Origin of the sequence: Qipengyuania sp. S6317L1, assembly GCF_023015615.1 — a bacterium.
Lineage (GTDB): Bacteria > Pseudomonadota > Alphaproteobacteria > Sphingomonadales > Sphingomonadaceae > Erythrobacter.
Genome location: NZ_JALKAJ010000002.1, coordinates 59420 through 77273, shown reverse-complemented (window position 1 = coordinate 77273; position 17854 = coordinate 59420). Strand labels below are relative to the sequence as shown.

Annotated in this window: 20 protein-coding genes; 9 read left to right on the top strand and 11 right to left on the bottom strand. The window is 60.2% G+C overall.

What is annotated here, in order from left to right; translation table 11 throughout:
• Positions 1-56: 56 nt before the first annotated feature.
• The 3 genes from MWU38_RS01755 to MWU38_RS01745 all read right to left on the bottom strand — a co-directional run bounded on the left by MWU38_RS01755 (position 57) and on the right by MWU38_RS01745 (position 1905).
• Positions 57-491: a DoxX family protein gene (locus tag MWU38_RS01755; RefSeq protein WP_247270114.1), complete on the bottom strand. Its 435-nt coding sequence runs from the start codon at positions 489-491 to the stop codon at positions 57-59.
• Positions 492-523: 32 nt separating this feature from the next.
• A complete protein-coding gene (locus MWU38_RS01750; protein ID WP_247270113.1) occupies positions 524-1117 on the bottom strand; it encodes an NAD(P)H-dependent oxidoreductase in 594 nt (197 codons plus the stop codon).
• An 86-nt stretch (positions 1118-1203) separates the two neighbouring features.
• Positions 1204-1905: a pirin family protein gene (locus MWU38_RS01745; protein ID WP_247271217.1), complete on the bottom strand. Its 702-nt coding sequence runs from the start codon at positions 1903-1905 to the stop codon at positions 1204-1206.
• 156 nt (positions 1906-2061) lie between these two features.
• Here MWU38_RS01745 and MWU38_RS01740 point away from each other — a divergent pair, with 156 nt between their 5' ends.
• Positions 2062-2955 (top strand): LysR family transcriptional regulator, encoded by an 894-nt coding sequence (locus MWU38_RS01740; protein ID WP_247270112.1) that lies wholly within the window; start codon positions 2062-2064, stop codon positions 2953-2955.
• Positions 2956-2962: 7 nt separating this feature from the next.
• Here MWU38_RS01740 and MWU38_RS01735 read toward each other — a convergent pair whose 3' ends face one another.
• The 5 genes from MWU38_RS01735 to MWU38_RS01715 all read right to left on the bottom strand — a co-directional run bounded on the left by MWU38_RS01735 (position 2963) and on the right by MWU38_RS01715 (position 7193).
• Positions 2963-3340, bottom strand: coding sequence for a hypothetical protein (locus MWU38_RS01735; RefSeq protein ID WP_247270111.1), 378 nt, complete (start codon positions 3338-3340; stop codon positions 2963-2965).
• 46 nt (positions 3341-3386) lie between these two features.
• Positions 3387-4019, bottom strand: coding sequence for a glutathione S-transferase (locus MWU38_RS01730; RefSeq protein WP_348646869.1), 633 nt, complete (start codon positions 4017-4019; stop codon positions 3387-3389).
• A gap of 11 nt (positions 4020-4030) precedes the next feature.
• Positions 4031-4942 carry a rhodanese-related sulfurtransferase gene (locus MWU38_RS01725; RefSeq protein WP_247270109.1) on the bottom strand — a complete coding sequence of 304 codons (912 nt, stop codon included), beginning with the start codon at positions 4940-4942 and terminating at the stop codon, positions 4031-4033.
• Positions 4943-4945: 3 nt separating this feature from the next.
• Complete coding sequence (locus MWU38_RS01720; RefSeq protein WP_247270108.1) at positions 4946-6025, bottom strand: branched-chain amino acid aminotransferase; 1080 nt, start codon at positions 6023-6025, stop codon at positions 4946-4948.
• A gap of 598 nt (positions 6026-6623) precedes the next feature.
• Positions 6624-7193: a hypothetical protein gene (locus tag MWU38_RS01715; protein WP_247270107.1), complete on the bottom strand. Its 570-nt coding sequence runs from the start codon at positions 7191-7193 to the stop codon at positions 6624-6626.
• Between the two features lie 34 nt (positions 7194-7227).
• Between MWU38_RS01715 and MWU38_RS01710 the strand changes: the two genes are divergently transcribed.
• Positions 7228-7980: a TlyA family RNA methyltransferase gene (locus MWU38_RS01710; protein WP_247270106.1), complete on the top strand. Its 753-nt coding sequence runs from the start codon at positions 7228-7230 to the stop codon at positions 7978-7980.
• Positions 7981-7984: 4 nt separating this feature from the next.
• Here the strand turns inward: MWU38_RS01710 and MWU38_RS01705 are convergent, their stop codons facing one another.
• Both MWU38_RS01705 and MWU38_RS01700 read right to left on the bottom strand, forming a co-directional pair.
• On the bottom strand, positions 7985-8695 hold the full coding sequence (locus MWU38_RS01705) for a hypothetical protein (protein WP_247270105.1): 711 nt from the start codon (positions 8693-8695) through the stop codon (positions 7985-7987).
• 140 nt (positions 8696-8835) lie between these two features.
• Positions 8836-9087, bottom strand: coding sequence for a hypothetical protein (locus MWU38_RS01700; protein WP_247270104.1), 252 nt, complete (start codon positions 9085-9087; stop codon positions 8836-8838).
• Between the two features lie 329 nt (positions 9088-9416).
• On the opposite strand from MWU38_RS01700, the gene MWU38_RS01695 reads away from it, so the two are divergent.
• From MWU38_RS01695 to MWU38_RS01670, 6 genes are all read left to right on the top strand, one after another.
• Positions 9417-9968 carry a TspO/MBR family protein gene (locus MWU38_RS01695; RefSeq protein ID WP_247270103.1) on the top strand — a complete coding sequence of 184 codons (552 nt, stop codon included), beginning with the start codon at positions 9417-9419 and terminating at the stop codon, positions 9966-9968.
• A 45-nt stretch (positions 9969-10013) separates the two neighbouring features.
• Positions 10014-10265: an accessory factor UbiK family protein gene (locus MWU38_RS01690; RefSeq protein WP_247270102.1), complete on the top strand. Its 252-nt coding sequence runs from the start codon at positions 10014-10016 to the stop codon at positions 10263-10265.
• A gap of 88 nt (positions 10266-10353) precedes the next feature.
• Complete coding sequence (locus tag MWU38_RS01685; protein ID WP_247270101.1) at positions 10354-12345, top strand: S9 family peptidase; 1992 nt, start codon at positions 10354-10356, stop codon at positions 12343-12345.
• Positions 12342-12941 (top strand): recombination protein O N-terminal domain-containing protein, encoded by a 600-nt coding sequence (locus tag MWU38_RS01680; RefSeq protein ID WP_247270100.1) that lies wholly within the window; start codon positions 12342-12344, stop codon positions 12939-12941. The genes MWU38_RS01685 and MWU38_RS01680 overlap by 4 nt, the downstream gene beginning before the upstream one ends.
• Positions 12942-12953: 12 nt before the next feature.
• Positions 12954-14018, top strand: a complete 1065-nt coding sequence (leuB, locus tag MWU38_RS01675) for a 3-isopropylmalate dehydrogenase (protein ID WP_247270099.1) — start codon at positions 12954-12956, stop codon at positions 14016-14018.
• Positions 14019-14033: 15 nt separating this feature from the next.
• The gene (locus MWU38_RS01670) at positions 14034-15122 is read left to right on the top strand and encodes a glycosyltransferase family 2 protein (RefSeq protein ID WP_247270098.1); all 1089 of its coding nucleotides are present in this window, start codon (positions 14034-14036) and stop codon (positions 15120-15122) included.
• On the opposite strand, the gene MWU38_RS01665 is transcribed toward MWU38_RS01670, so the two are convergent.
• Positions 15123-16469, bottom strand: a complete 1347-nt coding sequence (locus MWU38_RS01665; protein ID WP_247270097.1) for a phospholipid carrier-dependent glycosyltransferase — start codon at positions 16467-16469, stop codon at positions 15123-15125.
• Between the two features lie 83 nt (positions 16470-16552).
• Between MWU38_RS01665 and MWU38_RS01660 the strand changes: the two genes are divergently transcribed.
• Complete coding sequence (locus MWU38_RS01660) at positions 16553-17770, top strand: aminotransferase class I/II-fold pyridoxal phosphate-dependent enzyme (RefSeq protein ID WP_247270096.1); 1218 nt, start codon at positions 16553-16555, stop codon at positions 17768-17770.
• The last annotated feature ends 84 nt before the right edge of the window (positions 17771-17854 follow it).

Here is a 17854-nt window from a genome sequence, read left to right as displayed (position 1 = left end):
AGCTCGAAAGCCTCCCGGTGCCTTTTGCGATCCTCAAAATGGGGGGTGAGGATCGACTAACCGCGATCGAGTGAGAAACGGCCCGGACCAAAGGCGGCCACGACAAACATTCCTCCGGCAACCGACAGGTTTTTAAGGAAGGATGTCATCTGGTTCTGATCGGCAAAATCGGCATGGAACAGCGCGGCCGCAGCGATGCTGAACACCCCGAGGGCAGCGGCGGCATATCGCGCCTTGTAGCCGACCAAAAGCATCAGACCGCCAAGGATCTCTAGCGCGAGGGTGGCGTAGTAGATGGGCTCTGCCAGAGGCAGGCCGACGCTTGCGATGTAGCCGATGGTGCCTTCGGCCGCGCCAATCTTGTTCACGCCTGCAAGGATGAAAAGGCTGGCGAGGAGCAGACGACCGACAAGCGCAGCCGCGTCTTGCGACCGGCTGGCTGAAGCGGGCGTGGCCGGATTTGGCTGCAATGTGTCTGTGATCGTGTTCATGCAATTGGTCCTTTCTGGTGAGGGTGGACGGCTTAGGCCGCGAGCTTCGCGATTTCGTCGTGCGCGGCGTCGATCTTGGCGTCGCCGTCTTTGCCCATGATCCCGTCAGCTGCGATCACTTCAACCACTTCAATGCCGAGAAATCCAAGGAAGAAAGTGAGCCAGCCGGACATGAAGTCGATGTCCGAGCCGACCGGCGTGCCGCCCGATGCGATGGTGATAAAGGCCTTCTTGCCTTCCAGCAGGCCCTTGGGACCATTCTCGGTGTATTTGAACGTGGTGCCAGCGCGCGCGACAAGGTCGGCCCACGCCTTGACGCTTGCAGGCGCGCCAAAATTGTAGATCGGTGATGAAATCACGATTGTGTCGGCGGCCTGAAGCTCACCAATGAGCGTGTCGGCCAGCGCGGCGAGTTCGGATTGCTCCGGGCTGCGCTCATCCGGGCTGGTGAGCCCTGCGTTAAACCGCTCCCAGCTTTGATAGGGCAGATCATCGGTCGCAAGATCGCGCCGCGTCACGGTCGCCGCCTCTTGCGCGGAAAGTTTCTCGACAAGGGCACTGCCAAGATTGTTTGAAACGCTGTCATCGTTGCGGATGCTGGCGGTGATGTGAAGGATATGGGTCATGGGAAAAGCTCCTGAAACGGGTTGAATGAAAGGGGTGGGGCCGGCCTGTGGGGGTAAGGGAAGGGCCGGCCCCGGGGGGATGCGTCTCAGGCGGCGTCGACGAGGACGACTTCGCTGTCTTCGATCGCGGTGACAGTCACGCTCCTGGTGCCCGTAATTGCCACACCGTCGCGTGCATTGGCTTCGACGGTTTCGATGCGGACCTTGCCTTGTGCTGGCACGAGGTAGAGGTGGCGCGAGGCGTCAGCGACCTCGTAGGTGACACTGGTTCCGGCCTTGATCGTTGCGCCCAGAACCCGCGCATCGGTGCGGATGGGCAAGGCTTCGTTATCGTTGGCCGAACCACTTGCCAGAGGCACGAAAGAGCCGGCACGATCCCCCTTGGGAAAGGCGCGCGCGCCCCAATCGGGAGTGCCGCCGCGCTGGTCTGGAATGATCCAGATCTGGAAGATCTGCGTGTCCTCGTCTTCGCGGTTGTATTCAGAGTGCTGGATGCCGTTGCCCGCGCTCATCACCTGAACATCACCAGCCTCGGTGCGACCTTCGTTGCCCTGATTGTCGCGGTGCGTGATCGCGCCTTTGCGAACGTAGGTGATGATTTCCATGTCCGAGTGCGGATGCGGGGGAAAGCCGGTGCCCGGAGCGATGGTGTCATCGTTCCACACACGCAAGGACCCCCAGTTCACGCGGGCCGGATCGTGATAGCCAGCGAAGGAAAAGTGGTGATGCGCGTCGAGCCAGCCGTGGTTTGCGCTGCCAAGGCTCTCAAAAGGGCGCAGTTCAACAATGGGCTTTGTCATGGATGTAACTCCTGTTCCTTGAGAAGGACGCCTCGTTGCAGAGCGCGTTCCTCGCTTTGTTGAGCAAGGAATTAGGGGTGTTTCATCGAACAAGTAACTGCGATAAAACTTGCTAAAATGTTCAAATTATCTGAACATGAACCCATGAAGCTTGGCGAACCCAGTCTTGACCATCTGCGCATCTTCCTGACCGTGGTGGAGGAAGGAAGCTTTGGCGCAGCGGCGAGGCGCATGAACCGCGCCGTGTCTGCGATCAGCTATGGAATTGCACAGTTGGAGGCGCAGCTAGCGGTCACATTGTTTGAACGCGAAGGCTCCCGAAAGCCGGTCCTGACCAAGGCGGGCGAGGGGCTTTTGACAGAAGCGCGCCATGTCGCGGACGGGGTCGATAGCCTGCTTGCGAAGACGCGATCCTTGCACGCAGGGCTCGAAAGCAATCTGGCACTTGTGGTCGATGTCATGGTGCCGGGCGATGTGACCGCGCGCATCCTCGCCGCCTTTCGCGAACGGTATCCGACCGTTGCCCTGCGCTTGCGGGTCGAAGGGCTCGGCGCGGTGGCGCAATGCCTGATCGAGGAGGGCGCGCAGGCCGCCATCGGTGGCCCGGTGGTGAGCGATGAGCTCGGCCTTGAGCGGCAGGCTCTGGGAAAGGTGGATCTAATCCCCGTCGCCGCGCCTGACCATCCGCTCGCCGCCGCCGATATTGCGCCGGGTGAAAGCCGCAAGCACCTGCAACTGGTGCTCTCGGACCGGTCCACCCGAACCAAGGGGCGCGAGTTTTCAGTGCTGAGCCCGCTGACATGGCGGCTGGGCGATTTGTCGGCGAAGCATTCGCTTTTGAAAGAGGGGCTGGGCTGGGGCAATATGCCGCGCGCCATGGTGGCGGATGATCTGGCAGGCGGGCGCCTGGTTGAACTCGATCTTCCCGAAGAGCCCGGCGGTCATTACCCGCTTTATGCGCTGTGGCGGCGCGACACTGTGCTTGGCCCGGCGACCAGTTGGGTGATTGATGAATTTAAGGCTGCGCTGGCTGCCTGAAGTCTGATCAGCTTCTGAGCCAGGCGATTGCTTCGGCCCTGTTACCAAATATCTCGAGATTGATGCCGCTATTGATGCGCTTGTATTGCATCGTGACGAGCGCTGAATCTGCGACGATTGCGGTGCGAATGACCCCGAGCCTTGCTGATTCGTGCACCACGAGGCGAATACCGTCTGCGATTTCGCGCTTCTGCGTGACGAAGCCGGTCAAATCACCAAGCACGCGCATCTTGATCCCTGCGGAGTAGAATGGCTTGGCCTGAAGCAACAGTTCGCGCGAGAAATCGGCGAGCACGTCGGCATCCCAAAGACCGGATACTTTGAAGAAAACTTCGTTTCGGACCATATCCGGAACGACCGAAAAGGAAGGAGTGAGCGTTTCCATGCCTTCGATATAAAGAGGCTTGGTAAAAATATGCCTAAGCGGGAGCCTAGTCTGTTTCTCCGAACCACACCGGCTCGTCGCCGCTTTTCCAAGGTGTGAACTTGGGCATGACGTTCCTAAACAGATCGGACGCAAGATGCGCTTCGAGCCATGGGTGCAAGTTGGGCAAATCCTGCGCATCGAACCAGTCGCGATTGTGGTTGGCGAACTGGCGGATGAAGGGGAAGAGCGCGATATCGGCAAGGGTGCGTTCGGGGCCGCACATCTGGCCGTGCTCGCTAAGACGCGCGTCCCATTTTTGCAGGATTTTGAGCCCCTCGGCCTGATGATCGACTTCCCCGAACCCCGGCTCGTCCTCATAACGATTGGGGTATTTGTATCGGTCGAGGTGGTGCTTGAACGCGCCATCTGCCTCAGCGATCAGATCGGCGTCGTCGCCTGCGAGCCAGCCTTCGGGATCGTTTTGCAAGAGCGCCCAGCGGGCAACCGCGATGCTTTCGTCGATCACCTCGCCACTATCTAGCACAAGCACAGGCACGGTCGCCTTGGGACTCGCTTCGATCAATTCGGGAGGCTTGTTGGCGAGTTTCACCTCGCGCAAGGTCACCGTAATCCCTGCAATCCAAAGCCCCATGCGCCCGCGCATCGCATAGGGGCAGCGGCGGAAGGAGTAGAGGATGGGAGCTTGGCTCAGGGCTTTTCTCCGCGCTGCTTTGCCAAATCACGTTGACGCTGGCGCTCGGCATAGCGGGCGCGCTGGGCCTCGCTCTTTTCATCGTAGCAATGGGGGCACGAGACGCCTTCGACATAATGCTCATGCGTCATCTCTTTGTCCGTGATCGGGCGGCGGCACGCGCGGCAAAGGTGATAGTCGCCTTCTTCAAGCCCGTGTTTGACCGTCACGCGCTCATCGAAAACGAAGCAGTCGCCGTGCCACTTGCTCTCATCTTCGGGCACGGTTTCGAGATATTTCAAAATGCCGCCCTTGAGGTGATAGACCTCGTCCACGCCTTCACCCCGAAGGAAGCTCGTCGATTTCTCGCAGCGAATACCGCCGGTGCAGAACATTGCGACCTTCTTCTTGCCCTCAAGCAATTCCTCGCGGTTGTCGCGGAACCACTTGGGAAATTCGCGGAAAGAGGTCGTCTCCGGGTCCACCGCGCCCTCGAACGTGCCCACGGCGACTTCATAGTCATTGCGGGTGTCGATGACGATGGTGTCGGGGTCGGAGATAAGCGCGTTCCAATCCTCGGGCGCGACATAGCGGCCAACAGAGGCGCGCGGGTCAACGCCGGGTTCGCCCATAGTGACAATCTCGCGCTTGAGCCGCACTTTCATGCGGGCAAAGGGTTCTTCCGAAGCGGTCGAATATTTGACCTCAAGCCGCTCGCATCCGGGGAGCGAGCGGATATGATCCACCACCGCGCCGATTGCATTGTCGCTTCCAGCGATGGTGCCGTTGATGCCTTCATGCGCGAGCAGGAGCGTGCCCTTGGTCCCCGCCTCCTCGCAGAGCGCAAGCAATGGCTCGCGGATCGCCGCGGGGTCATCAAACGGCGTGAAGCAGTAGAGGGCTGCGACTGTGTATGTGTTGGCCGCCATGGCTCAAACCCGCATGACCCAGCCGTGCTGGTCCTCGATTTTGCCGTTCTGGATGCCCACGAGCTTCTCGCGCATTTTCTGGGCCATCTGGCCGATGCCGCCGGTGCCGATGGTGAACTCGCCCGAGGGGGAGGCTACTGTTCCAACGGGGGTTACGACCGCCGCTGTCCCGCAAGCGAGCGTCTCCAAAAGCTCTCCGCTTTCCGCTTCCTCGCGCCATTGGGTGATCGAATAGGGTTCCTCGCGCACCTCAAGCCCCTCTTCGCGCAGCATGGCGATAAGGCTGTCGCGGGTGATGCCGGGGAGGATCGTGCCGGTCAGCGGCGGGGTGATGACGCTGCCATCGCGGCGGATAAAGAACAGGTTCATGCCGCCCAATTCTTCGACCCATTTGTGTTCGATCGCATCGAGGAACACCACCTGGTCGCAGCCGTTCGCAATCGCCTCGGCCTGGGGCACCAGAGATGCCGCGTAATTGCCGCCCGTCTTGGCAGCGCCTGTGCCGCCGGGGGCAGCGCGCACGTAGTCCTGGCTGACCCAGATCTTGACCGGATTGACGCCGCCCTTGAAGTAATTGCCGCTGGATACGAGGATCACGACGAATTTGTATTGCGTTGCCGGACGCACGCCGAGAAAAGCCTCGGAGGCGAACATAAAGGGCCGGATGTAAAGCGAGCCGCCTTCGACCTCCGGCAACCAATTGGCGTCTTTCTGGACCAGCAATTTGACCGCTTCGAGGAACAATTCCTCGGGGATTTCGGGCATCGCCATGCGGCGCGCACTTGCATTAAAGCGGCGCGCGTTTTGCTCTGGCCGGAACATGGCGAGCCCGCCGTCTTCGTGACGGAAGGCTTTCATGCCCTCGAAAATCTCCTGCGCATAATGCAGCACCGATGCCGCCGGATCGAGCGCGATGGGTTCGCGCGGGCCAAGCGTCGCCTTGTGCCACCCGCCTTTGTCCGCGTCATAATCGATCACCACCATGTGATCGGTGTGCACCTTGCCAAAACCGGGATCGGCAATGCGCGACAGACGCTCTGCATCAGGGGAGGGCGAGGGGTGTGGGAGTGACGTAAATTGCATGGGAAACGCCGATAATGCGCAGTTGCTTTCCAATCAAATGAAAAGGGCCAATCCTCGCCCGTAGGAGGATTGACCCTTTCATGGTCAGCGGCGGTAAGCGCCGCTCACGAAGCCTTACTCGGTAGCCGAAATTACCGAGTATGCCTCGCGCGGAAACTTGCCGACCTCTCTACTGAACCATGAGACATCGGATCACCTCCTTTCGCGCTATTAAGCCAAGACCCCTGCCGATCACCGGGGGAGCCGAGAGCCGCGTTCGCCGCTGGCCTCGCCACTATATGTGAATCTTCACAGGCCTCTTCGCAAGACTTGAAATTATCTTTTCCCACGTCATACTCGGCCGCTGTCGCTCAGTGGTCTGAGTATCAAGCGCCCGAGGGTTTCCCGAGGGCGCTTTTTGATTCACACAGCCCAGGTGGATAAGGCTGGGGACGCAGCGTGCATAAGCCTGTGGATATTAATGTATAGAATCGGAAGGGGAGGGTCTTTGTTCGCGCACTCGCATCCGCGAGCGCGTCCGCGCTAGTTGTCCGCAGCGTAGCGTAGGGAATAGCACCGAGGACGAAAGCGCGGATGCGCTTTCGAAAAGCAAACAGCTCTACCGGCAATCCTCGATCACGCGCGTGATCTCTGCCCATGCAGGTAGGTAGAGCGTGTGTTCACCCTCGACACCGATCGCGATGCGGCCTTTTGTGATCGCCATTGCATCGAGCAAACTGTCTTGCGCAGACAGCGTGGCTGCCACAATCGGGCGGCCCTCGATGGGGCTTGCAGAAAGAGAGCGGCTCGTCGTTTCGGTCTGAACTTCCATTGCCAGCGGCAAGCGTGAAGGCCCCCGCGTGAAGCGCGCCAGTGCAATCTGACCGCCAGCGCATCGCACCATGAAGGCCGGTCCGGCTGTCTCAGTGCTCATGAACATTGCGAAGCTCTCGTCCCGCTCATCGGCATAGCGCCATATCCCCGGCGTTTGCGGCGCGTCGAGATAGTTTTCGAAAACAGGCTCGCGAACAATCGGGGGCGGCGTAGGCGCTGGCGGCGGGGCGGGCCTTGCGACCGGAGCAGGGGTGGGCGTCGCCCCTGGCTCTGGCATATCAGGGCCCGCAACGCAGGCCGCAATTCCGAATGTCAGGGCAAGCGCGCCCGCGGCGGTGAAGTAAGCTGCTTTCATAGCGCCTAAATGCGCGCTAACGCTGCGCGCGTCTATGACTAAAGCGCCGAAATCACCCAAATCTCGCGTGGATCACCTGCTGGTCGAGCGCGGTCTTGCCGAAAGCCGCACGCGCGCTCAGGCGCTGGTCATGGCGGGTGTGGTGTTCGTGGGCGAGCAAAAGGTCGCAAAGCCCGGGCAACAGGTGGCACAAGATGCCGATCTCGATGTGCGCGGGCGCGATCATCCCTGGGTGAGCCGCGGAGGGATCAAGCTGGCGCACGCAATAGAGCACTTCGGGATCGATGTCGCGGACGCTGTGGCGATGGATATCGGCAGTTCGACCGGCGGCTTTACCGATGTGCTGTTGCAGGGCGGGGCGGATCATGTCTTCGCAGTGGATTCGGGCACCAATCAGCTGGCATGGAAGCTGCGCCAGGACGAACGCGTCACCGTGCATGAACAGACCAGCGCACGCATCCTGACCCGCGATCATATCGACAAGGACTGCAACCTCGTCGTGTGCGATGCGAGCTTTATCGGGCTTGCAAAAGTGCTCGAACGCCCGCTCGAACTGGCGGCGCAAGAGTGCCGGTTGGTCGCGCTGATCAAGCCTCAGTTCGAGGTCGAAAAACACGAAGTCGGAAAAGGCGGTGTGGTGCGTGATACCGCTCTGCATGAACGTGTATGCGGTGAAGTTCGCGAGTGGTTAGAAGGGCTTGGCTGGACAATCGAAGGCATCGTGACAAGTCCGATCACCGGCCCGCAAGGCAATGTGGAATTCCTGATTTCGGCGGTTCGCAAATAGCGCGCTATTCCAGATCAAGCGATCCCAGCTTCGCGTCCAGATCGATTGCGATCTGGCCCAACACTTCAACGCCGCTCTCTTTGGCATAGGCATCGACGCCGTATTCCGCGACAAGTTCGGCTTGGCGCTGATCACGCTCGCGTAAAAGCTGCGCGATCTCTTCGCGATAAAGCGCAACCATGGCGGTCACGAAGCGGTTGACCAGACCGTCCTCTTGCGTGTGATCGACGCTAAAGTCGGGCAGGTGTTCGATCATGACATCGGCGGGATAAAGAAATTCATTGGTCACGAAGCGATTGGTCGTGAACCAGCTGTGCGGAATGCCATTGGTGTCGATCGAAAGCGCGATCAGATGCGTCACATGGGCGCGCGCGTCTTCGCCCTGGGGTGGCCAGACCTTAGGTTCCAGCCCTTCGGGCAATTGCGTGCGGTGGAGGAAAAGGTGGAAATGGCCGTGTTCGTCCGTGTCCCGGTTGCCCGGCGCATGGACGTGATAATACCAGCGGCTCTTGCAGAATTTGTCGCGCGCATCGCTCTTGGGATAATGGGTCCAGAAGGTTGCGCCGTCTTGCGGTACCACGCGCAGCATCAGTGGCTTTTGCTCCTGCGCCATCTGTGTGATCGTCTCGATCACGATAGCGGCGGCCTCTACCTCGCTCATCGCAGGTTTAGGCGCAGTCTCTGCACCGGTTATTGAGGCGGCTGCGGTAGTCATCGCGGCAGGTTTTAGCGATTGGGCAGCGATAGTAACAGCCTCAATTGCAATCAAATATGGGCGCCAGATACAAAACGACCGGCGGCACCATGATGTTGCCCCCGGTCGAATTACAGCGTCGTAATGCGCTTTGCTTGAGCTTATGCAGCTCCGCAATCGGCGCCTTCGCACGGAGCCATTTCGTCTTCGGCCATTTCACCTTCGACCATTTCGCCTTCGGCCATTTCGCCTTCAGCCATTTCGCCCTCGGCCATTTCGGCTTCGACAGCTTCTTCAACCGAAGTTTCGTCAGCCATCGTGTCAGCGTCTTCAGCAGGAGCCGAGCAAGCAGCGGTTGCCAGGGCCAGACCGCCAGAAACGGCGAGCAGCGAAGCAAAGTTGGTTTTTTTCATTAAATCTTCCCCTCGATGGGAGCGTGTGCCCGATACGGCATGATCCCAGTTGGTGGATGGAGCGCAAAGAAGGTCCTGCCGGCGCACCCCGAATCACGGCAAGAATGTGGCAACGCTAACAGAATGCCGCAAAAGGGCGAGCGCTCTTTCAAATTAGGCCATCACAAGGTCGCCGGCGCCGCTCTTTGTCCATTGATTTTGTAACATTTCGCCCGTTCCCCTGCGACACGGGCGGGCGTGAATTTGCAGAGATTGCCTGCTCGTGTATCGCTTCCCCAAACGCCCATGATGTGCGAATCGCACATAAATCGGGGCATCAGGAGACGCAGGTGAACTTTCTGGCATCGAAAGCACAATTGAGAGCAAGCTTTGTCCGTTGGTCGCTTTTTCTGGTTCCGCTGATCGTGCTTCTCGGTTTTCTGGCCGGGCAATTGGGCAGTCCATCGACGGCTTGGTTCCAGGCGCTGAACAAGCCCGCGATCTATCCTCCGCCTGCTGCGTTCGGGATCGTGTGGACCATTCTTTATGTGATGATCGGTTTTTCGGTCGCGCTGGTGGCAAGCGCGTGGGGAGCCTTTGGCCGAGGCATCGCCATCATTGCTTTTGCGGTGCATTTTATCGGCAATCTGGCTTGGACATATGCCTTTTTCGGGCTTCAGAACATGGAGCTTGGTCTTGGCGTTTTGATCTACACCGTGGTCACATTGCTGGTGGTCATGTGGCTGTTCTGGCGCGTGCGGCGCGTGGCTGCCCTGATCCTTGTGCCCTATCTTGCGTGGGTGCTTTTTGCGACTGCGCTCAACTGGCAATTCATCGCCGAAAATCCCGATGGCGGGGTGATCCCTCAAGAAACAAGAGCGGTCGAGCGTTTCGAGCTTTGACTTAACCCCTTGCTCTTGGGGCGGCAAATAGCCAAATAGAAGCCCATGCAAAGCCAGAACCCACTGATCGCCGACCTCGTCAAACTCGCCAATGGTGCCGCTGGAACGGTTGCCGGCATGTCGCGTGAAGCGCGCGAAAATGCGCGGGAGCGTTTGCGCGAAGGCCTTGCCGGCATGGACTTTGTGAGCCGTGAAGAGTTCGACACGGTGAAAGCCATGGCGCAAAAAGCACGCGAGCAGGCCGACGCTCTCGAAGCGAAAGTGGCCGAGCTCGAAGCGAAGCTTGCCAAGAAATAAGCCCCTCAGAATCGCTGCGTAAAACGGCATTGCGCGAAGGTGCGATTGCTCTAGTTTGCTGCTTGTCCGCAATTCTGGAGCAGCCCACATGAAACGTATTCTTCTATCGACCGCCGCAGCATTCGCGATGTGCGGCGCGCCCGCTTTCGGGCAAGACGGTGAGGAAACCTTCGGAGGCGCGAAGGGCGCTGACCTTTCGATTGAGGCGATGGAGCCCGATGGCTCGCCCGTCACCCTGGGCCGTGCGGGCGAATATCCGGCGGACATTGCGCGCTATCTTCTCGCAAACGGACCAGGCAGTGCCAATCTGTCGCCCGATGGCGAAACGATCGCTTTTTCATGGGATGTCACCGGCCAGCCCGAGCTTTGGGTGATGCCGGCATCGGGCGGCGTGCCCCAGCAGATGACCTTTCAGACGGGCGTGAACTTCCCGATCTGGACACCCGACGGATTGGCGCTTTTCTATTCCGCTGACCGTGACGGGAATGAGCAGCCGGGCTATTTCGCTCTTTCTGCCGATGGCTCCACCGAAACCGAAATCCTGCCCGCCAAACGCGGCGATTTTCGCAGCTTCGGCGGTTTTGCAGCTGACGGCAGCTTTATCTACGCCTCGACCGCGCGCGGTGCGGGCGTATTCGACATTTACCGCGGCCAGATGGACGGGTCATCGCAGATGATCTTCCAGTCCGAACTCGGCCACCAGGCGCGCTCGATCTCTCCTGATGGAAAATACGCCATCGTGACCGAGACAGTGGGCGAAGACGGCGACAACCTTTACCTGCTCAATCTTGAAAGCGGCGCAATGACCACCGTGTCAAAACCAGCCGAGGGCGACCGGGCGAGCCATACTCTGGGCGGGTTCGAGTGGCGACCTGATAGCGAGGGGTTTGGTTTTTCCACCAATTCCGGCCGCGAATATGGCGCGCTCTCGATCTACGACATCGAAAGCGGTGATATCGAAACGATCGCGGCGACTGATGCCGATATCGAGAACCTCGAAGTGTGCGGTAAGGAGGACGGCCAACTCGTCATCTATACCGAGAACCGCGACGGTTTTGACACGCTCCGTATCCGCAACGGGAGCGACGGCAGTGACCGCACAGTGCCCACCTTGCCGGAGGGCAAATATTCGCTCGATTGCGAGGGCGATGTCGATCCCAAGCTTCTGGTTCGCGTCAATGGCTGGCAAACGCCGGGCGAACTTTGGATGGTCGATCCGGTCGAAGGCACGGGCGAAAAAATCTTTGCGGCCAATCTTGCAGGGCTCGATCCCGAACGGCTGATCCGTCCGCAAGTGGTGCGCTATAAAGCGCGTGACGGGGTTGAGTTGCAAGGGCTTTTGTATCTCCCCGAAGGCGCAGAGCAGGGTGAGAATGCCCCTCCGGTTGTCTTCTCGGTTCACGGCGGACCGTCTGGACAATCACAGGCGAGCTTTGATCCGGTGGCGCAATATCACGCCGCGCGCGGCGTCGCCGTTTTTGAAAGCAATGTGCGAGGCAGCACCGGACTGGGTCGGACCTATGCAACACTCGATGACCGGGAGAACCGGCTGGATTCGGTGCGTGATCTTGTCGACCTCAAGAATGCGCTTGCGAACGATGGCCTGATCGACGCAGAGCGGGCGGCGGTCATGGGCGGTTCTTACGGCGGCTACATGGTCAACGCGGTGCTGGCTGAATATCCGGGCGAATTTGTCGCTGGCGTTTCCCTGTTTGGCGTGGCCGACTGGATCACCGCGCTCGAAGTGGCCTCGCCCTCGCTCAAGGCGTCAGACCGGATCGAATATGGCGATATCACTGAGGAGCGTTGGCGCGAGTTTTACAAGGTAAACTCCCCCATTCGCAAAGCCGATCAGATCACCGTGCCCGTGCTTTACTCACACGGCGTGCAGGACCCGCGTATCGACATTTATGAAACCGAGGTCATGGTCAAAACGCTGCGCGCAAACGGCGTGGACGCGCCCTTTGTGCGCATCCCGGATGAAGGGCATAGCTGGCGCAAGTTGTCGAACCAATTGTTCTATTTCCGCAAGCAGGCCGAGTTCCTGGAAGAGCAATTGGGGCTTTCGGGCGCCGAGTGAACCTAAGCGCTCCCGCCATACTCATCGCCAGCCGCCCGCATGGCGAGAACGCAAGCATTGCGCGGGTCCTGACCGAGGAACACGGCCTTGTTGCCGGATATGTTCCCGGCGGGCGGGGCAAGCGCATGGGGCCGGTGATGATCCCGGGCAACAGCGTTGCGATCGAACTGCGATCAAAGTCCGACGCGCAATTGCCCTATGCCAAGGTTGAACTGGCACAAAGCCGCGCGCCGTGGATGACCGAGCCGCTTCCCGCCGCTGCGATCAACTGGGCCTGCGCGCTCACGGCAACCACTCTGCCGGAGCGCAATCCGTATCCCTCGCTCTACGCCTCATTGAGCGCGCTGCTGGATGCGATCTGTTCGGCACCCAGCGCGCGCGGATGGCTGGCCGCGATGGTGGCTTATGAAGCAATTTTGTTGCGCGAACTGGGCTATGGCGGGGCAAAACCCGATATAAGCGCACCGTTTGAGGCACAATTTGAAAATTTTCGTGCGCTCCATCGACCCATTCGCGACTACCTGCTTGCAGGAAACCCGCGCGATGTTATGGCCGCCCGAACCGCTTTGGGAGAGCGGCTCAAACGCATGATTTAAGTGAGAACTGACATGAAAATCGCCGTTCTGCCCGGAGATGGCATCGGACCTGAAGTAACCGCCCAGGCGGTCAAGGTGATCGAAGCGCTGAACCTGCCGGGTGTCATTCTGTTTGACGGGGACGTGGGCGGTGCCGCCTACAAGGCGCATGGCCACCCGCTCCCGCCCGAAACACTGACCTTGGCGCGCGAATGCGACGCGGTGCTGTTTGGCGCGGTCGGCGACCCCGATTGCGACAATCTTGAACGGCATCTGCGCCCTGAACAGGCGATCCTTGGCCTGCGTAAAGAGCTTGGCCTGTTCGCCAATTTGCGCCCCGCCAAGGTGTTCGCAGGGCTCGAACATCTTTCCCCGCTAGCCCCCGAAAAGGCGGCGGCAATCGACATGATGTTCGTGCGCGAACTCAATGGCGATGTGTATTTCGGCGAGAAAGGCACAAGGGAAGGCAAGGACGGCTCGCGCGAGGGGTGGGACATGATGTCCTATTCCGAAAAGGAGGTAACGCGCATTGCGCAGGTTGCCTTCCGCACTGCGCGTGCGGGCGATGACAAACACCGTGTCACATCCGTCGATAAAGCCAACGTGCTTGAAACCAGCCAGGTGTGGCGCGATGCGGTGATTGCCGCGGCTGGCGCGCATCCCGATATCGCGCTCGACCATATGTATGTCGACAATGCCGCGATGCAGATCATTTCCAATCCGGAGCGTTTTGGCGTGATCCTGACGGGCAATCTGTTCGGAGATATCCTTTCCGATCTGGCCAGCGCGGCGGTGGGGTCGATCGGTCTTTTGGCCAGCGCCTCCATGGGCGAGCGGCAGACCGAGCATGGCCTGTTTGGCCTTTACGAACCCATTCACGGCAGCGCGCCTGATATTGCCGGTGAGGGCAAGGCGAACCCGATGGCGACAATCCTTTCAGCAGCGATGATGCTGCGCCATTCCTTCGGGCTTGAGGCCGAGGCAACCCGCGTCGAAGCAGCGGTTGCGAAAGCGCTTTCAGACGGCGTTCGTGGCGGGGACCTTGGCGGAACGCACGGGACCGAGGCGATCGGTCAGGCGGTGCGGGAGCGACTGTAACGCGGGAGCGGCGCGGTGCTTCAACTCGCGATTATCCTGCCAACGCTCAATGAAAGCGGCAATCTCGCGCCGCTGATTGCGCGAATTGAGGCGGCGCTCGGGCGCGACAATTGGGAAGTCCTCATCGTCGATGATGACAGCGCGGACGGCACCGCTGACGAGGCGCGAGCATTGGCTCTTGAAGACCCGCGCATCCGGGTCATTCAACGCATCGGCAGGCGCGGCCTTGCAAGCGCGGCAATCGAAGGGTTCTGTGCCACCGCTGCGCCATATGTTGCGGTTATGGATGCCGATCACCAGCATGACCCGGCGCTGCTGAAAGGAATGCTGGAGGCCTTGCAAAAGGGGGAGGCAGACATCTGTATCGCAAGCCGATTTGCCCCGGGTGCAAGCACCGATGGATGGGACGAGCCCGAGCGCGAGCGTTTATCGGGATTTGCCAACCGGCTGGCGCGCTGGATCACCGGAACCGAGCTTAGCGACCCCATGAGTGGCTATTTCATGCTGGCAAGCGAACGCGCCCGCAGCCTTGCGCCAAGGCTTTCCGGCATCGGCTTCAAGATATTGCTCGATGTGCTCGCAACATCGGACAGGCCCATGCGGGTCAAGGAATTTCCCCTGAACTTTGCCGCCAGGCGCGAAGGGACCAGCAAGCTTGACCGCGCGGTGGCATTCGATTTTCTGGCCGGGGTCTATGACAAGACCTTGGGGCGCGCAATCCCGACGCGCTTTGCCCTGTTCGGGACGGTCGGCGCGGCGGGCGTCGTGGTGCATATGGCCATGCTCGCGTTCCTTTATATCGCCGTGGGAGAAGGCTTTGCGCTATCGCAAGGGATCGCCGTTCTCACTGCGATGAGCTTCAACTTCTGGCTCAACAACTGGCTGACCTACCGCGACCGGAGGCTCAAGGGAGCGCGCGCTTTTGTGAAAGGGTGGATCGGCTTTTGCCTCGCCTGCTCGGTCGGGGCGCTTGCCAATGTGGCCGTGGCGACATTGCTGGAGGATGCCGGTGTGCTCTGGGTGGGCGCAGCCTTGGCGGGCATTGTGGTGGGGGCGGTGTGGAACTACGCGCTGTCGAGCCGCTTTGTGTGGGGGCGGTTTTAGTTACCTCCACCCGTCGAGCCACATCCAGAATTCAAAGCTTCTCTCTCCGTCGAGCGGCGCAGCGGTAAGGATGGGAAAGAATACCGCGAATACCGCGATACTGCTTGCCAGCGCGGCGTAGCTCAGTTTTGACCAGCCCGCCTCGCGAAGGTCGCTCAACGCCAGGGCGAGGGCAGCGAGCAGGAAGAGGCTGGGCGTCACATAGTGATAGTAGAATTGCACAGGCTTGGGCGCGAAGGCCCAGAAGCCGAGCGCAACGCAGTATCCTGCCACCACACCAAGGCGGGCCCAATCGCTGCGCAAAATACCGACCGCGCCGCACCATACAATCGCCGCCAGCCCCAAAAGCATCGTCACCGGATTGCCGATCAGCAGCACTCCGCGCTGTGCCCCGTCGACCTGCTCGTACAGATACCAGATGCCGCGCGTATTGGCGGCCCATTGTTCCCACGTACTCTGGTAAGTGTGGGGGCTAAGCACTTGTTGTTGCAATTCAATAATCTGAGTGTGGAGGCCAAACAGGCCATGCTCGACAAGCGGCGATGGATGCATATCATCGCCCAGCCAATAGCCCGGGGCAAAGGTCACAGCGTAGGTGACAAGCGGCAAAATGCCGAGCCATGCGAAGGCTTCGAGAAGGCTGATGCCGGGGACAGGCGCCCCTCTGCGGCTTAGGAGCAAACGCCTGCGGCCTGCTGATAAACGCGCGGCGAAAAAGGCGAGGCCGGGCAGCACCGCCATCGGAACCGCGTTCCATTTCGACCCAAGCGCACAACCGATGGCAAGACCGGTGAGGATGAGCCTGCGCCGACCCGTTTCGGGCTGGCGAATGGCAGCGGCGAACTGCCATGCGGCAAGGGCAAGGAAGGCGACCATGAAAATATCGAGCATTGCGATGCGCGCCTGCACGAAGAGGTGAAACCCTGTGATCAGAAGCACGCCAAAGCCGATGGTGGCAAACCGGTCCTCGGCCGCGTGCCAGAGCGCGCGCATGCTGGCGGCCAAAGCGATGGTGCCCGCAATGAGCGACATGATCCGCCACCCCAGCGGATTGTCTCCCGCCATCGATATACCGGCCGCGATCAGCGCCTTGCCCAGCAGCGGGTGTTCGGGATTGTCATAGGGCACTACGGCCCCGCCAAACGCTGCCAGCATGTCGCGCGCGGCGGGCAAGTAGTGGATCTCGTCGAAGAACGGGATGCTCGGCGTTGCAAGGCGGATTGCAGCAAGACAAGCGAACACCAGCGGGATGATTACGCACCAGCCCCATGGATCGGTATCGTGTTGCAACGGGGCCGCTGGCGGCGTCTCGCTGGGTGTAAGTTCAGGTAAAGCCGCGCTATTCATTGCCCTTGGCGGGTTACGCAAAGCCAGCGGCGAGGGCAAGCGCTCTTGCAGGCAAGCGGGCTGAGGACTAAGCGGCGCACATTATGAAAAAGACCACTGGCATGGACCGCGCGACGACGCGCAAATGGCGCCCGCAAACGCAAGCTGTTCGCGGCGGCACCTGGCGCTCAGAAAATGGCGAGACGAGCGAGGCTTTGTTCCTCACCTCGGGCTACACCTATGACGATGCGCAGACGGTGGCGGACCGCTTTGCGGGCGAGGCGCAAGGAATGACCTATTCGCGCCTTCAAAACCCGACCGTTGCGATGCTGGAGGAGCGGATTGCGCTGATGGAGGGGGCTGAGGCCTGCCGCGCTCAGGCGTCCGGTATGGCTGCTATGACGGCGGCGCTTTTGTGCCAGGTATCCGCTGGCGACCACGTGGTTGCCGCGCGTGCGGCTTTCGGGTCGTGCCGCTGGCTGGTCGATCATCTGCTGCCCCGCTTCGGGGTCGAAACCACCGTGATCGACAGCGCGGACAATGCCGCATGGGAAGAGGCAATCCGCGGCAACACAAAGGTTTTCTTCTTTGAAAGCCCGGCCAATCCCACGCTTGATATCGTCGATCTTCAACACGTGTGCGATCTGGCGCGTGCGCATGGCATCACCACCGTGGTCGACAACGCCTTTGCATCGCCGGTGTTGCAACGTCCGATGGAGTTTGGCGCCGATGTCGTGGCCTATTCCGCGACCAAGTTGATGGACGGCCAAGGCCGCGTGCTTGCGGGTGCGGTTTGCGGCTCGGAAGAGTGGATCAACGAGGTGCTCCTCCCGTTTCAGCGCAACACCGGACCCAATATCTCGCCCTTCAACGCATGGGTGGTGCACAAGGGGCTGGAGACGCTTTCGCTTCGCGCGCATCAACAAAGCCGCAATGCGGTCGAGCTCGGCCAGTTTCTGGAGCCGCGCGTGACCAAAGCGGGCGGAGTGATGCAGCATCCGGGTCTTGCCAGCCACCCGCGCCATGAACTTGCCAAGACGCAGATGGACGCAACCGGCCCGATTTTCGCCTTCGATGTTCAAACGCGGGAGCGTGCATTTCAGGTGCTTGATGCGCTGCAATTGATCGACATCTCCAACAACATTGGCGATGCGCGCAGCCTCATGTGCCACCCGGCCAGCACCACCCACGCCAACATGGGCGAAGAGGCGCGCGGCGAAATGGGCGTGACCGAAGGGCTCCTTCGCATCAATGTCGGCCTCGAGGATATTCAGGATCTTATAGAAGACATGGATCAGGCGCTGACAGTGGCGGGAATTTAGCATTTAGGGGGGCAGCCCGCCGGCTTTTATGCGACTGGAAACAGAAGCTGTCTGTCCGCTCACGACCCAAGTTCTGCCATATGG